This is a genomic window from Candidatus Methanogranum gryphiswaldense (assembly GCA_019262145.1).
In the GTDB taxonomy this organism is placed as follows: Archaea; Thermoplasmatota; Thermoplasmata; order Methanomassiliicoccales; family Methanomethylophilaceae; genus Methanogranum; species Methanogranum gryphiswaldense.
Genome location: CP076745.1, coordinates 765,005 through 779,876, shown reverse-complemented (window position 1 = coordinate 779,876; position 14,872 = coordinate 765,005). Strand labels below are relative to the sequence as shown.

Annotated in this window: 10 protein-coding genes and 1 tRNA gene; 2 read left to right on the top strand and 9 right to left on the bottom strand. The window is 42.2% G+C overall.

Annotation, left to right across the window (positions count from 1 at the left end; all coding sequences use genetic code 11):
- Window positions 1–52: 52 nt before the first annotated feature.
- Window positions 53–1,084, bottom strand: a complete 1,032-nt coding sequence (locus KRP56_03950) for an AAA family ATPase (GenBank protein ID UAL07013.1) — start codon at window positions 1,082–1,084, stop codon at window positions 53–55.
- A gap of 159 nt (window positions 1,085–1,243) precedes the next feature.
- Between KRP56_03950 and KRP56_03945 the strand changes: the two genes are divergently transcribed.
- Both KRP56_03945 and cobN read left to right on the top strand, forming a co-directional pair.
- Complete coding sequence (locus KRP56_03945) at window positions 1,244–3,235, top strand: putative cobaltochelatase (GenBank protein UAL07012.1); 1,992 nt, start codon at window positions 1,244–1,246, stop codon at window positions 3,233–3,235.
- Window positions 3,236–3,449: 214 nt separating this feature from the next.
- Complete coding sequence (cobN, locus tag KRP56_03940; protein ID UAL07011.1) at window positions 3,450–7,283, top strand: cobaltochelatase subunit CobN; 3,834 nt, start codon at window positions 3,450–3,452, stop codon at window positions 7,281–7,283.
- Window positions 7,284–7,336: 53 nt separating this feature from the next.
- Here cobN and KRP56_03935 read toward each other — a convergent pair whose 3' ends face one another.
- The 8 genes from KRP56_03935 to KRP56_03900 form a co-directional block, all read right to left on the bottom strand.
- Complete coding sequence (locus tag KRP56_03935; GenBank protein UAL07010.1) at window positions 7,337–8,068, bottom strand: ABC transporter permease; 732 nt, start codon at window positions 8,066–8,068, stop codon at window positions 7,337–7,339.
- Window positions 8,065–9,024 (bottom strand): ATP-binding cassette domain-containing protein, encoded by a 960-nt coding sequence (locus tag KRP56_03930; protein UAL07009.1) that lies wholly within the window; start codon window positions 9,022–9,024, stop codon window positions 8,065–8,067. Before KRP56_03930 ends, KRP56_03935 begins: the two co-directional genes overlap by 4 nt.
- A gap of 465 nt (window positions 9,025–9,489) precedes the next feature.
- On the bottom strand, window positions 9,490–10,356 hold the full coding sequence (locus tag KRP56_03925; GenBank protein UAL07008.1) for a DUF368 domain-containing protein: 867 nt from the start codon (window positions 10,354–10,356) through the stop codon (window positions 9,490–9,492).
- Window positions 10,357–10,567: 211 nt separating this feature from the next.
- The gene (locus KRP56_03920; protein ID UAL07007.1) at window positions 10,568–10,831 is read right to left on the bottom strand and encodes a helix-turn-helix transcriptional regulator; all 264 of its coding nucleotides are present in this window, start codon (window positions 10,829–10,831) and stop codon (window positions 10,568–10,570) included.
- A gap of 236 nt (window positions 10,832–11,067) precedes the next feature.
- Window positions 11,068–11,352, bottom strand: coding sequence for a hypothetical protein (locus KRP56_03915; GenBank protein UAL07006.1), 285 nt, complete (start codon window positions 11,350–11,352; stop codon window positions 11,068–11,070).
- A gap of 287 nt (window positions 11,353–11,639) precedes the next feature.
- Window positions 11,640–11,724: transfer RNA gene (locus KRP56_03910), tRNA-Ser, on the bottom strand.
- Window positions 11,725–11,805: 81 nt separating this feature from the next.
- Entirely contained in the window at window positions 11,806–12,744 is a 939-nt protein-coding gene (locus tag KRP56_03905) for a Na+-dependent transporter (protein UAL07005.1), read from the bottom strand.
- Between the two features lie 35 nt (window positions 12,745–12,779).
- Window positions 12,780–14,840 carry an ATP-dependent DNA helicase gene (locus tag KRP56_03900; protein UAL07004.1) on the bottom strand — a complete coding sequence of 687 codons (2,061 nt, stop codon included), beginning with the start codon at window positions 14,838–14,840 and terminating at the stop codon, window positions 12,780–12,782.
- Window positions 14,841–14,872: the final 32 nt, after the last annotated feature.

The window sequence follows — 14,872 nt, the reverse complement described above, 5'->3', positions numbered from 1 at the left end:
ATGTGTGTAAATAATCTTTCTATTGATTCTGACGTATACCTAACAAAAAATGTCATTTCTCATTCTTTAGTACTTTGTCTATCATTGACCCGTCAAGTCTCGTTTCCGAGAACGGGGTCTTCCTCATCCTGTGCAAAAGTACCATCTCGGCAGACCTTCTGATATCTGACTCCTCGACCTCTGTCCTGTTCTCATATGCGGCCAGGGTCTTGGACACCTTCATCATCGCGATGTCTCCACGGTGACCGTCCACATCTAACGCAATACAGATGTCCACTATCTTTCTAAGCATAATCGAATCGATCTTGACATCAGAAAGTATCTTTTGCGTCCTTACGATATCGGATTCGATCTTCTTCTCATCTGATTCCCATTCCTTCCTGAATTTCAAAGGGTTCTCATCGAATACCATCTTACGTTTTATTATCTCTAGACGAACATCTGGATCGGATATCCCTTCAATGTTTACGCACAGTCCGAATCTATCCAAAAGCTGAGGTCTCAGGTCCCCTTCCTCGGGGTTCATCGTGCCGATGAGTATGAATTTGGAAGGATGGGAGAAGGAGATGCCTTCTCTCTCGACGGTGTTTATCCCCATGGCCGCGGAATCAAGTAAAACGTCCACAATATGATCGTTCAACAGGTTCACTTCGTCCACGTACAAGATATTCCTATTCGCTTCGGCGAGTATACCTGGTTCGAACTTCTTCTCTCCGTTCTTTATCGCTGCACTTATGTCCAAAGTACCGACGACCTTGTCCTCGGTTGCGGATACTGGCAACTCCACCACACGCATCCTCTGTTCTATCTTATGAAAATTCCCTTTCTTTGATCTGCAGGATTCACACATAGAGTCCGGGTCATTGGGGTCACATCCGAAAGGACATCCTACTACCATGTCCTGTTTTGGCAACAAAGCAGCCAATGAACGCACTGCAGTGGACTTGGCTGTTCCGCGCTCTCCCCTAATAAGTACTCCGCCAATAGATGGGTTTACAGCATTGAGAATCAAAGCCATCTTCATTTTTTCTTGACCGACGATTGCTGAGAATGGATAGATGATACGTTCGTGTTTTTCGCTCATGAATACACTTCCGAATAAGTTTTACACAGCATTATGATCCCCGATTCACGGAATTTGTGTGAATGCGTGCCGTTCACTAAGAAATGAATATGAACATATTATAAAAACTAAAGTATGTCTTGGGTAATATTATTTATAAATTAGTGATATTGTTATTTTATGGGCGAAAGGAATAATTCCAACATTTATCCCTTCTCAGCAATTGTTGGTCAGAATCTTCTAAAGAAGGCATTACTCCTAAATGCAATAGACCCTGACATCGGTGGCGTGCTGATAAGAGGAGAACGCGGAACAGCCAAATCCACTGCAGTGCGTTCATTAGCGGCATTATTGCCCGAACAGAAGGTCATTATTGGCTGCCCATACAATTGTGATCCTATCCATCCCGAGACCATGTGCTCCAATTGTTTCAAAAACATGAACAGAACATCGCATACTACAAGAATGAAGGTCGTTGAACTTCCTGTGTCTGCAACCGAGGACAAGGTCGTCGGTACTTTGGACATAAGTGCAGCGATAAAGAACGGAGAGAAGAAGTTCGAACCAGGTATACTCGCCGAAGCGAATAGGAACATCCTATATGTCGATGAGGTCAATCTTCTCAATGATCACATCGTCGATGTGTTATTGGACTCCGCAGCCATGGGGATAAACACCGTCGAGAGAGAAGGGATCTCGTTCTCACATCCTTCCAAATTCATACTCATCGGCACGATGAACCCCGAGGAAGGGGACCTGAGACCTCAGCTTTTGGATAGATTCGGACTGTGCGTCAATATAGAAGGGATATCCGATCCCGACAATCGCATCACCATCCTGGAAAGGATAATGAGTTTTTCATCAGACCCCGCAGGATTCAACGAAAAATGGAAGACAAAGGACGAAGCCATTTCACAACGGGTATACAATGCAGAAATAATACTCAGGAACGTACACATATCCGACGATATGCTCAGACTCATCATCGAGATCTGCATAGAGGCACACGTGGACGGCCATAGAGGCGACATTGCCATGGTGAAGACGTCCAAGGCCATTGCAGCATACGAGGGGCGCACAGAGGTAGAGGAGAAGGATGTCAGACTCGCCGCAGTGCTGGTCCTCTCTCATCGTTCCAAAGACCCGCCTGAATATTCCCCTCCACCAGAGGACGAGGATCAAGATGAGGATCAGAACGATGAGAATGACGATGATGAAGAGAACGATCAACAGAATGATCATCAACCTCAGCCCGATAACAATGATGAACAAGAACCCGGCGACGATGACAACCGCAATGACAGTCATTCAGACTCGTCAAGCACCACAGAATTCAAGACCGGAGAAGAATTCTCAGTAAAACACAATTCCATCGACAGCAGACTCAGGATAGACAGTGTGGTCCGTGACAGCGGAGGAAGGAGAACGGAAACGGAATCCAACAACGGACGCTACGTAGGATACCGTATGCCACGTGGAAAACCAACCAGCATCGCATTGGACGCGACCCTTAGGGCCGCTGCTCTGCATCAGAGTAAAAATGACAGCAACATGGCACTCAAGATCGAATCTCAAGATATCAGAGAAAAAGTAAAAGAGAGGAAGATGGGAAATCTCATCGTATTCGTCGTGGATGCCAGCGGGAGCATGGGCGCACAACAAAGGATGATCGCTGTTAAAGGCGCGATATCCTCACTACTGACAGACGCCTATCAAAAAAGAGACCGCGTATCCCTAATAGTTTTCAGAGGGACAACTGCAGAGATCGTACTACCTCCGACCAACAGCATTGTTCTGGCAAAGAAGAGCATGGACGAGATCCCGACCGGGGGCAAGACCCCTCTCGGGGATGGGCTCATCAAGGCCCATGAACTGATAACAAAGGAGCAGTCAAAGGACCCGAAGATCAGGCCGATGATGGTGGTCGTTTCCGACGGAAGAGGAAACGTTAGCAGATCGGATGCCAAACCTATGGATGAGATAAGCTCAATATGTTTGAGCATAAGAGAATGCGGTTATCCATCCCTTGTACTTGATTCAGAGATGGGTATGCTGACCTTGGGGTTCGCTAAGAAACTAGCGGACAAAATGGATGCAAAATATCTGAAGCTGGAGGACCTGCGCGCAGACACCGTATCTAACGCTATTGGAATTTTCTCTTCTACACTGTAACATAAATCTCGATCCAAAACAATTTACATCAGTCATTTTTATTTTTTCTAATGATACACCGAGTCAACAAATCATACGCAACATAATAAAATCAGTTACTTATGTGATGGGTGTTAATTTTTAGTTAAAGATTATCTAATTGAAAGGTTATCACATCTTGATTCAAACACGGTCATACGTTAGCTCAAGGCCGATGGTGCAAGGTGATTTAAAGATGAATAAAAAGACCAAGATTGTAATGGTCGCATGGGACACATATGGATCCATGATGAAGAAGGCCGCATATGAATCCTCAATAGATCTTTTTATATTGACACATCACGAAGCAGAAGCCAATCCGTCATCCATGTCACGTCTGGAAGAAGCGATCAAAGATGCTGACATAATCCTGTATTACAAGAACAATCAACAATTTTGGGGTCAGATCGAAGAAATAACTAGCAAATATTCTTCATCGAAAAAATTGATATCGGTAGGAACCGACCCTACTTATTGGGCCAATACAAATGTAGATCATGACATCGCAATAAAAGCTTACACATACCTCATAAACAATGGTCAAGAGAACTGCAACCGTTTGATGGTCTACCTCAACAACGTTCTCATGGGTGCAAATAAAGTAGCGCTTCCACCGGAAGAGATCCCCTGGCAAGGGATCATTCATCCTGATGCCAATGGACATATATTTGATTCGACGGAAGAGTATCTCGAATGGTATAAGTACGATCCAAAAAAACCATGGGTTGGCATAATTGCAACACGTTCATCATGGGCATCTGACGGATGTGCGGGCGTTGAATTCCCTGTTTTACGTGACATTGAAAAAGAAGGAGCCAACGTCATAATGTTCTACTCCTTGTCCACAAGCAGCAAGGAAAGAGGTTCCATAAACATAGCAGATGGCATAAAAAAATACCTCATGAAAGATGATAAGCCGATGGTTTCTGCAATTGTTAAATTGGCATCGTTCCTAGTAGGTTTCTCTGAGAACGGAGAAGATAAGAAATCAGCTGCCATTTCAGGAGCAGAACTATTAGAAAAGTTAAATATTCCCGTATTCCAACCAGTAATAGCCACACATCAGTCTATCGAGAAATGGGAGAACTCACCAGGACTGACAGAGGACATAGCATGGATGATCGCATTCCCTGAATTCGAAGGAATGATCGAACCAATTATGCTGGCAGCAACACGTCCGAATGAAGAGATGGATTACCAACGCACATTGATACCTGCAAGCAGCAAAAGACTTGCAGAACGTGTAATGAGAAGAATAAAGATGGGACAAAAGCCTGTCAACGAAAGGAAGATCGTATTCTTCTTTAATAATAATCCATGTGCCAGTGTTGAGGCAAACGTCGGAGGGGCATCCCATCTGGATACCCATGAGAGCATGGCAAATATCCTGAAATCAATGAAAGCAGAAGGATATTCTGTGGACCCACCCGAGAATGGAAAAGCGCTCATTGCAAACATAATGGACCACAAGGCCATATCTGAGTTCAGATGGACCACTGTACAAGAAATAAGCAAACATGGCGGTGTCATCTACAGGATGCCGGTGGACGAGTACAATAGATACTTCGAGACACTGGAACCCACACTGAAAAAGAAGATCGTCGATACCTGGGGAGAACCTCCAGGTAAGAGCATGGTGCTTGACAACGAGATCCTGATAACCGGTGTCTCATATGGCAATGCCATACTTGCAGTACAACCGAAGAGAGGATGTTACGGCGCTAGATGCGATGGAGAAGTGTGCAAGATACTGCACGACCCTCTATGTCCCCCTACACATCAGTATTTGGCCACATACTTCTACTACGAGGAGATGTGGGGTGCAGATGCGGTCGTTCACGTAGGAACCCATGGAAACCTTGAGTTCCTTCCAGGCAAGACAACAGGGATGAGCGTAGATAATTGTTACCCTATGATCGGCATCGGTAAGGTACCTCATCTGTACATCTATAATTCTGACAACCCGCCAGAAGGTACGATCGCAAAAAGAAGATCATGTGCCACATTGGTAGATCATATGCAATGTGTAATGGTAGGAAGTTCACTATACGATGACTTCACAGACCTTGAAAATCTCCTTGAACAATACGAAAATGCCCGCCAAGATCCTTCCCATTCACATCAATTGAAACATATGATAATGGATGCCGCCAAAAAAGCCAACCTCACTGAACTTAACCTGACACATGACACCCCTCTTGATGAGTGTGTTAGAAAATGCCACGAGATCCTTTCAAAGATAAGGAACTCACAGATGAACATGGGCATGCATATAATTGGCACAGTTCCAGAAGGCAATATGAGAGTAGAATTCATTAACTCCATATTGAAGTATGATGCTGGTTCTGGTTCTATAAAGGACCTTATCGCGGAGATCATGGAAGTTGATCTTGATCATATGTACAAAAATCAAGAAGGCTACGATCTCGATATGGGACTTTCAAATGGTGCAGTAATAGAACTGATAGGTAACAAAACACGCGATATGATCGGCATGCTCCTTGAAGGAAAAAATGCCGACGAGGCATTGAACATACTATGCCTGGACGCGAATGAAGACCAGATATCTCTGCTGGATATGTACAAGGAAAAAGTAATGGACATTTCCAAACGCATCGATGATTCCCATGAGATCGAAGCTCTCTTAAATGGATTGGCAGGAGGATATGTACCTCCCGGACCATCAGGACTAATAACGAGAGGGCGTCCAGATATCTTACCGACAGGTAAGAACTTCTATTCCCTCGACCCGCACCGCCTGCCAACCAACACAGCATGGAGGGTTGGAATAATATTGGCTGACGGGATCATCAAGAAATATCTTGATGACACCGGAGAAATACCTGAGAATATAGCATTCTTCTGGATGTGCAACGATCTTCTGATGGCAGACGGAGAAGTAATGTCCCAGATCATGTCTTTAATTGGTGTAAAGCCGATATGGGGCCCTAACGGACAAGTACACAATTACAAGATCATACCATTGGAGGAAATGAGACATCCCCGCATAGATGTGACAGTGCGCACATCCGGAATATTAAGGGACAATTTCATGAATTGCGTCGACCTATTGGATGCCGCAGTACGCGAACTATCGGAATTGGATGAACCTGAAGATATGAATTTTATCAGGAAACATACCCAGACATCACTTTGTGAAGGCGTTGATATCGATGAGGCAACAGCAAGATTCTTCTGCGCTCCTCCCGGATCCTACGTATCTGGTGTTAATCTGGCTGTCTTTGCCAGTTCTTGGAAAACAGAAAAGGACCTTTCTGACATCTACATAACATCCAACGGTTATGCATACGGAGGTAACAGGAACGGAAAGGCCATGCATGGTCAATTCGCATCAAATCTCTCAACGGTCAGCATCACTTATAACAAGACCGCCACTGACGAACATGATCTTCTTGGATGTTGCTCCTACTTCAGTAACCAAGGGGGACTTACAGCAGCATCCAGACAGCTTTCGGGAAAAGAAGTGAGATCGTATTATGGCGACACTCGTGAACCGAAGGACATAAATGTCCATACATTAGCGGACGAGATACGCAGAACAGTTAGAACGAAATTATTCAATCCTCGCTGGATTGAGGGAGAGAAACAACACGGTTACAAGGGTGCAACTGACATGATGAAACGGATAACCCGTGTCTACGGATGGGAAGCATCCACACATGAAGTAGATGACTGGATATTCGATCAGATAACATCCACATTTGTCAATGACCCAGAGATGAAGAAGTTCTTCCAAGAGAACAACCCGTATGCTCTGGAAGAGATCGCAAGACGCATGTTGGAGGCAAACCAACGCGGTCTTTGGAATGCAGATGAAAAGATACTAGAAGAGCTCAAAGAGAACTACGTCGAGATCGAATCCTGGATGGAAGAACTTGCAGGCGAAGGCGAATATCAGGGAGGCAACATCGACATCATTACATCTAACGAGGTCGAAGGATGGAATGAAAATCTTTCAGAAATAGCCACAAAGATCGATAAACGGATGAGAATGAAGAAAAAGATCTGATATTTTAATTTTTAACTGCGGACCAGATCCTGTCCGCGATAATTTATTATTTTTCACTGTATGGTTACCTTACGGAATTTATAGGCGCATATCAACAATATGGCCACTGTCAATAGGAATAATACGCCGATCTCCATCAGTGGAACCTCACCTGCAGCCAGATCCCTTATTGCATCTATCGCATAGGTCAATGGATTCAACGTGGATACGATCTTCAATGCCTCTGGCATCTGATCATAAGGTATCAACGCCGTTGATGCAAAATACAGAGGCATGGATACCATCCCTTGGAATGCAGCATAAGTATCGTGATCATTGAGATAGAGTGCTACTGTAGATCCAAGTGCTGACATCATGACCCCGAACAGGAATAATACAAGATAGATCTCTAAATAACATATGAATGATTGAACAGTGGCCCCTATAAGGATCGCTATGACCAATATGACAGTTGTCTGCAGCAATCCTCTCACTGTGATGAAGATGATCTTGCCAGCCAATATACTCTCTCTGGGAGCGGGTAATGCCAAAAACTTATTCAGATAGCCCAGCGTCTTATCGAACATTATGGATGAACCGGCGGCAAGACCAGCTGTCATCATGGTAAGTATCAAAACACCGGGAGTCACGAAATCGAGATAATTGTCATACTTTACCGGCATGATCAATCCCACAAATATTAGCCAAGCCGCAGGCATAGCCAATGTCGCAATGATATTGAGAGGCGAACGTCCCCATCTTATGAGGTCACGCTCTATGTAGGCGAACATTCTGTACATGCTCATCTCCTCCTCATCATATTGTTGAACTGTCCACGATCGAATGACCCGATGTCTTCTGTACCTTTGTCTATAGAAAGGAGATAAATGTCCTCCAAAGTGGGTTTTCTTATCGATGATGTTATTATCCTTTTTCCTTCCATCTCATATGCGGAAAGGATATCATCCATGTCCGTTGAGTCCTCAGAAAGGAATATCGCTTCCCCATTCTCATTCTTTATCAATTGTATCTTTTCAATAAGCGATTCCGGTACAGGACCTTCCGCACCTATCGAGATTATCGATTTCACCGAAGCTGTAAGATCTGCGGGTTTACCCTCTCTGAGAAGATTTCCGAGTTTCATTATGCCAACGCGGTCGCAATACCTTTCTGCCTCTTCCATCTGATGGGTCGTCACGAAGATCGTCATTCCATTATGTTTCAAATTTACGATGTGCTTCCATATGGATCTTCTTGCAGAGACGTCAAGACCAACGGTCGGTTCATCTAAAAAAAGAATCTCTGGGTCATGTACCAATGCCTGGGCGATCTCCAACCTTCTGTGCATTCCGCCGGAATATGTTTTTGTAAGATCTTCAGCACGTTCCAAAAGGCCCATCATGGACAAGGCCTCATCGACCTTTGATCTTCTTTCTGATTTATCCTTCAGCCCATACAGTTTAGCATAGAGGTTCACATTTTCTCTGCCTGTAAGCTTTGTATCTGCAGCGATATACTGCGGAACGTAACTCATACATTCCCTGATGGATTTCTGTTCTGTCCTTATATCATGACCGCAGATCGTAGCATTTCCAGATGTCGGCCTCATCATTGTTGTCAACATATTCACGGTGGTTGTCTTACCAGATCCGTTGGGTCCAAGAAGACCGTATATCTCTGGGCATATGGACAAAGAAAGGGAATTGACCGCCAAATTATCCTCATATCTCTTTGATAATTTGTCTGCGAATATCGTCTCCATGAGTTTCACATCTTTTTATCATATCATCACATCAACAAGAATGCCTAACACACTTTGTTGTTAAATGATTGAATTCAGCAAACCCGATATGCCAATTTGATGCAAATAGATTTGCCAACATCATTAATGGAATACGGTCATCTCTGTCAAAATAACGACGGTAACGACTTACATTATCATGTATCGTTTATAATTCTATATTACAAAATATAACCTAATTATCACTTAATTCACTCACAAGCAATCAATATTCTATAAAAAAAACAAGTTCGTGTAAAGACAAAAGTAAATTGTCATCAATCAAAACACAATACATAATTTAGCTCAAAATAATATTCTCGAACATATGTCAAGGATTCAACCATACAAAAAACATGGTTTATATCAAATTCATCAAATTACAAATCAAAAATTAACCAGTCATCTTGAAATATAACTTACATATGAGATTTTAATCAATACAACTTACAAAGTTTCATTTGTTTGATTTTGATTGAAAGAGATCTTTCCTATCTTGACAAACAAAATACTCATTCCAACTCCTATGAAGATTGCCAATATTCCACCGAGAACATCGGAAACAGATGTAATCTCTGCGTAAGCATAACTAAATATGACGATCACAGAGCCCACCGTAAGACCCAATATTGTACAATAAGTAGATATTCTGTGGTAGTTCAAGGCATAATTTATAACTTTTGCAAAACCTAGAACACCTACTATCAATCCGATTCCAAGAGGAATCAATAATGCCCAATCATAATTAGTGACGGCATTCATCAATGGCTGATAAAGGCCAAGTGCCAACAGTATCGCTGAACCGCTTATGCCTGGTGCCAATTTTGATACCGCAATTACGACACCCACAAAAATAAGACACAGATACGACCACATATTGTGTCCTACAGATACGTCTTCTCCGATCCCCAATTTTAAAATGACAAGCATTGCAGAAAACCCGATTATCAATGCAACTACGTTGTATTTGTTAAATTTATTACTTTTAGGTTTTGTTATGTTCCATAATTCTGGTATCTGTCCGATTATAAGGCCGAAGAAAAAGAACAAGGCGAGGACCAGATATTTATTCATCAAATAGTCCAATCCAAATGCAGAGACCACCATACCAAATAAAATGCCCAATCCAATTACCGATATGAATACAAAATCCATCTTGAGTCTATGTCTTAGGTCCGCAAGGTCTGCTACCAATCGTTCATATATTCCAAAACAGACAGCGATTATCCCACCGCTGACCCCAGGAAGCATCGAGGCTACACCTACGATCGTTCCGATGATGAATCTTTTTATCTGTTCGAATATAGAGACCATATTTTCACATTATTCCTAAACCCTGAAATCAATAATCCTATGTGATTGTGACCTGCTCTTGCTATTTTTATTTCACGATGTTACGTAGGTTCTTTCACACAGTATTTTTATTTTCCCCATTATTATTCATACAAACTATAGCAAAATTGAAATTTGCATTACCAAAAGAATCGATGATCGAATATCGCAACCTTGATTGAATTTTCGTATCTCAATCGAGAAACGTATCTTTTTTCCGAGCATTGCAAATCAAATCAAGCTTCACACCGGTCTTTTCGATTATCTTCACTTTAGCTTTGGATATGTGTGCTGAGACATTTGGCTGTTTAATATCCAACATCTCTGCAATCTCTTGCATAGTATTGCCTTTCTGATAAAAGTAATAGCTAATGGCCTGTTGTTTCGTCAGATCATAATCCCAGATCATATTCTTAAGATCGTTTACTGTCTCTGGATCTAAATCACATATTGTCATAATTGTATATACGTATATAGATATTAAAAATATCGTATATTTTCATTTATAATCCCATTAATATCAAAAGACCCAAGACCTCTTAATCAGACCACGTTCGCTTACAATGCATAATTTATAACGATATTGAAAATATGCATACTCATCTAAAAATTCAATAAAAAATTTTAAGATCCAACAATCGACCGTTATTTTATCGCTCTACTGCAGAATCCTAAAGAGGTCTTAATTTCTACTCATTTATCTAAAGATTTTTTAACAGATTTTTTAGTTTTGCTCAGCGAAGAATTTATTTTATCTTTTGACTCGCCTAAAGACTTTTTTACTGATTTTTCGGTTTTATCCAGAGATGACTTCATCTTGTCTTCTGTCTTGCCAAGCTTTTTTTTAACTGACTTTTCTGTATCATTCAGCGAGATTTTTACTTTGTCTTCTGTCTCATTCAACGAGGCTTTTACTTTCTTTTCTGTCTTACCAAACTTTTTTTTGATTGATTTTTCTTTTTCATTTAATGATTTCATATTTTTTCCTCAGGTGTATATATGAATCTGAGTATATGATACTTGTTATGTATATATGTATATATGTATATTTGTTTAAAACAATAATCAGCAAATATATTTCTTTAAGTTTTTGTGCAAAATACTGAAGGAATTGTGTCGTTTCACTGCCCCGCGTGTCCCTCCTAGACAGCAGGAATATTACATCAATAAAAGTTAAGTTTGAATCCAGTTCATTATATACAGAAATCTAGAAATCCCCAAAAAATTTGAACTCCAAAAAATGACGATCTGGACAAAAAAGTTAGCGCGGAGAGGGAGATTCGAACTCCCGTGGTGAGACACCACCGGTTTTCAAGACCGGCGCCGTGGGCCAGGCTTAGCTATCTCCGCTTGTTCCTCCCTAATATATTATCATATTTAAAGACACATCGACAAACAAACTCGGTTTACATTATATACAAACATAGGGGATCAAAGTGTGACAGGCTCTCCTTCAACTGAACTGTGCGGCCATTTCTTATTGAAATAACCACTCAACGAACCGAACCATATGGTCTCCACAAGGAGAGATATAACACAAGGAAGTACAGCCTCCGGAGCATCTGCAAGAAGCAGTATGCACAATGTTGATGCTAACCCGGAATTCTTCCAAACTGCCATTCCCAGATATACGAACGCCTTATCCCTTTGAACTTCTGCTCTCTTCATTATGTAGAACATCACAAGACTGACAATGAATATCCTAACAAAAGATGCCAAAGCGATATACACCACCATAGTAGGTTCACTGAAGAAATAGTCTCTATTGAACCCCACGGATAACAGCACCATCATGAACATCATCATGTTGATCCCGATGACCTTGACATCCCTGTTAAGATGCAATCTCTTCAATGGATATGTCGCAACCAAAGGTATAACGATGAATAATACAACATATTTCAATATCTGAAGAGGATTCACCGCATCCCCAGCAAATATGTATGTCATCAAAGGAGTGAATATCAAAGCACATAAGTAAATGACAGTTGTCGCCAATATCGATAATTTGATATCACCTTTCAAATAAAGCGCAAATGTTATGACCGACACTGCACAAGGTGTTGCGGCAAGCATTACCCACCCACTCCATATATCAGGATATGCAGATCTGAAGAAAAGCCCCATCAATAAAGCTGAACCACTACTTATCACAAAACACGAAACAAGTGAAAGTATTATTCCCTTGGAATTATCTGATATGTCCTTGGTACGTAGGGTGAGACCCTCCATTGACAAGGACATCTGGATTATCAGAACGACTATGAGCAATGTCGAAGCTATGTCTCCGATAGAACCTATCAAGAATGCACATATGACGCCTGCCAATATCCAATATCTGACATTGACAAGTACATTCAACAGTGCCATGATACAACAATTTTAAAGGATGTATATAGCTATTTTTAATGTTTGGCAAAGAACTGCACAACATCTCTTACTGGATCGTCAGAGGGTTTTGCCTCGAGTTGCCTCTGGTATCTTGAAGCGCGTGAATCAAGTATTACGGCCATCCCTCTGTCCGTCTCCGTCCTTATCAAACGACCTATCGCCTGCCTCATTTTACGCACTGCAGGTGTCTCCTGAAGATACTTCCATCCCATGCCCGCACCGTAACGTTGGTCGTACATATCGCTCATCGCCTTCAATTCCAAGGACGGCGGAGGGAACTGTATACCTACCAAAATTGCAAAACAAAGTTCATCACCTGGAAAATCTATACCTTCAGCAACTGAACCACCGATCACACAGCAGAAAATACCATCATTACCTTTCCTGAATACATCAAGCGACCGCATGGTCTTATTTTGATGACCTGGCTCTTCCCAATACAGACTCTTGTCTATATCTCTCTCAAGGAAGGGGCGCATACTGTTCATCATCTTGTATGAAGGGAAGAATATCAACGTGTTCTTATCGACCGCATTACAAAGTGATGCTATCTTCCTCTCTATCTTAGTTAACATTGCTGGGTCTTTACTCATAACGTCATATTTTGTCGTTACGTCTTCGACAAATATCACAGATTTGTTCTCTGGAGGAAACGGAGAAGGATATGTTCTTGCCAAAGTATTCTTTGGAAGTCCCATCACCTTGTAGTACTGTTCCAAAGGCTGAAGGGTACCAGACATATGAATAGCCCCATCCAAGCCTTGCATGAACCTTACTATGTCTGATGGGTCTATGCACGCGGCTGAAAGATATTCCCCATCATCACGTGTCTTTATCGATTTGACATACCTTTCACCTTCTGAAGATGTCCAATTCTTCAATGCAACCCCAAGAGCATAGATGGGGGACATGTTCTGTTCTCCTTTGTCCAGAAGAACGTCCATTCTGTCCTCTCCCAACTCTATCATCTTATTCACGGCCATATCAAGCGTTTTTTGATCCAGACTGAATTTTTTGTATATCATTTCCTCGACAGCATTGTTAGGAAGTTTGCATTCTGTGACTCCTAACGTTATGTATCTTACTCCGAGTTGCCTGACAATGACCTTGATAAAATTGACCAGATCGTCCATCACCACCCCTTCATACAATTCTGGTCTCTTGAATGCTGTACACTCGTCGATCGCGGCCTCGATCATATGGATGGATATCGAATAACTCTCCTGCTGTCTTGCAGCATCTATCAGATTGTGGGCCTCGTCCACAATGAGGAGTACAGATACGTTCTCACCACCCAAATTGGTGAGGAAATTGACCCTTATATCTTCAGAAAGAATATGGATATAAGGTGCCACTATGACATCGAATTCCTTCATCAGGGCCTTCCTTGTCTCATAAGGACAGACACCCTGCTGAATACAGTATTTGTCCAATTCGTCTGATGTCGGGAAATTGGTCCTGCAATAGTTCTCAATGTCGGAAAGCATCTGTTTTGTTCTGTCGTAATATCTGCAACCGCCCGCAGAACCTCTGTTGCTTTTTGATTTCTTGTCCTCGCACATCAGAGACAATACATTTGGAAGAAGATTGTCGTACTCCTCGCCTCTGAAAAGCGGACAGGCCTTGTTCCTCCCGGTCAAAGTTATTCCAGAGATATCCTGTATGGAGGATATTGCCCTGAGTTCCTTCATGACCTGGTCACTCTGGGATATCGTCCTGGTAAGATACACTACCTTCTTACTGGTTCTTTTTGCATGCTCCAGACCTGCTGCCAAAGAAACTATGGTCTTTCCTGTTCCAGTGCCTGACTCGACCACGATATGTCTATGGTCGTCAAGAGCTGAACGAATATCGCAGATGATATCCAACTGACCCTCCCTTGGTGCATATGGCATGTACGGTGCAGCCTTATTTGCTTGATAGACGACCTTCTGAGCTGCCTTAGCGCTCATATATCCCATAAGGCTGGACTGATTACTGTCGGAGTCATCGGAGAGCTCTCTCCCACACTGCCTGCAGCGTTCACTGCCCGGAGTCATGAGACTGTGGCAGTATCTGCAGAACCTTGCTTGCATATCATACCCCAATATTGTTCAACATATAACTG

What these genes read in the sequence shown, in the direction of transcription:
- KRP56_03935 (UAL07010.1), bottom strand. Translation starts at nt 8,068, where the DNA reads ATGAGCATGTACAGAATGTTCGCCTACATAGAGCGTGACCTCATAAGA.
- KRP56_03905 (UAL07005.1), bottom strand. Translation starts at nt 12,744, where the DNA reads ATGGCACTGTTGAATGTACTTGTCAATGTCAGATATTGGATATTGGCA.
- KRP56_03930 (UAL07009.1), bottom strand. Translation starts at nt 9,024, where the DNA reads ATGGAGACGATATTCGCAGACAAATTATCAAAGAGATATGAGGATAAT.
- KRP56_03925 (UAL07008.1), bottom strand. Translation starts at nt 10,356, where the DNA reads ATGGTCTCTATATTCGAACAGATAAAAAGATTCATCATCGGAACGATC.
- KRP56_03950 (UAL07013.1), bottom strand. Translation starts at nt 1,084, where the DNA reads ATGAGCGAAAAACACGAACGTATCATCTATCCATTCTCAGCAATCGTC.
- KRP56_03945 (UAL07012.1), top strand. Translation starts at nt 1,244, where the DNA reads ATGGGCGAAAGGAATAATTCCAACATTTATCCCTTCTCAGCAATTGTT.
- KRP56_03915 (UAL07006.1), bottom strand. Translation starts at nt 11,352, where the DNA reads ATGAAATCATTAAATGAAAAAGAAAAATCAATCAAAAAAAAGTTTGGT.
- KRP56_03920 (UAL07007.1), bottom strand. Translation starts at nt 10,831, where the DNA reads ATGACAATATGTGATTTAGATCCAGAGACAGTAAACGATCTTAAGAAT.
- KRP56_03900 (UAL07004.1), bottom strand. Translation starts at nt 14,840, where the DNA reads ATGCAAGCAAGGTTCTGCAGATACTGCCACAGTCTCATGACTCCGGGC.
- cobN (UAL07011.1), top strand. Translation starts at nt 3,450, where the DNA reads ATGAATAAAAAGACCAAGATTGTAATGGTCGCATGGGACACATATGGA.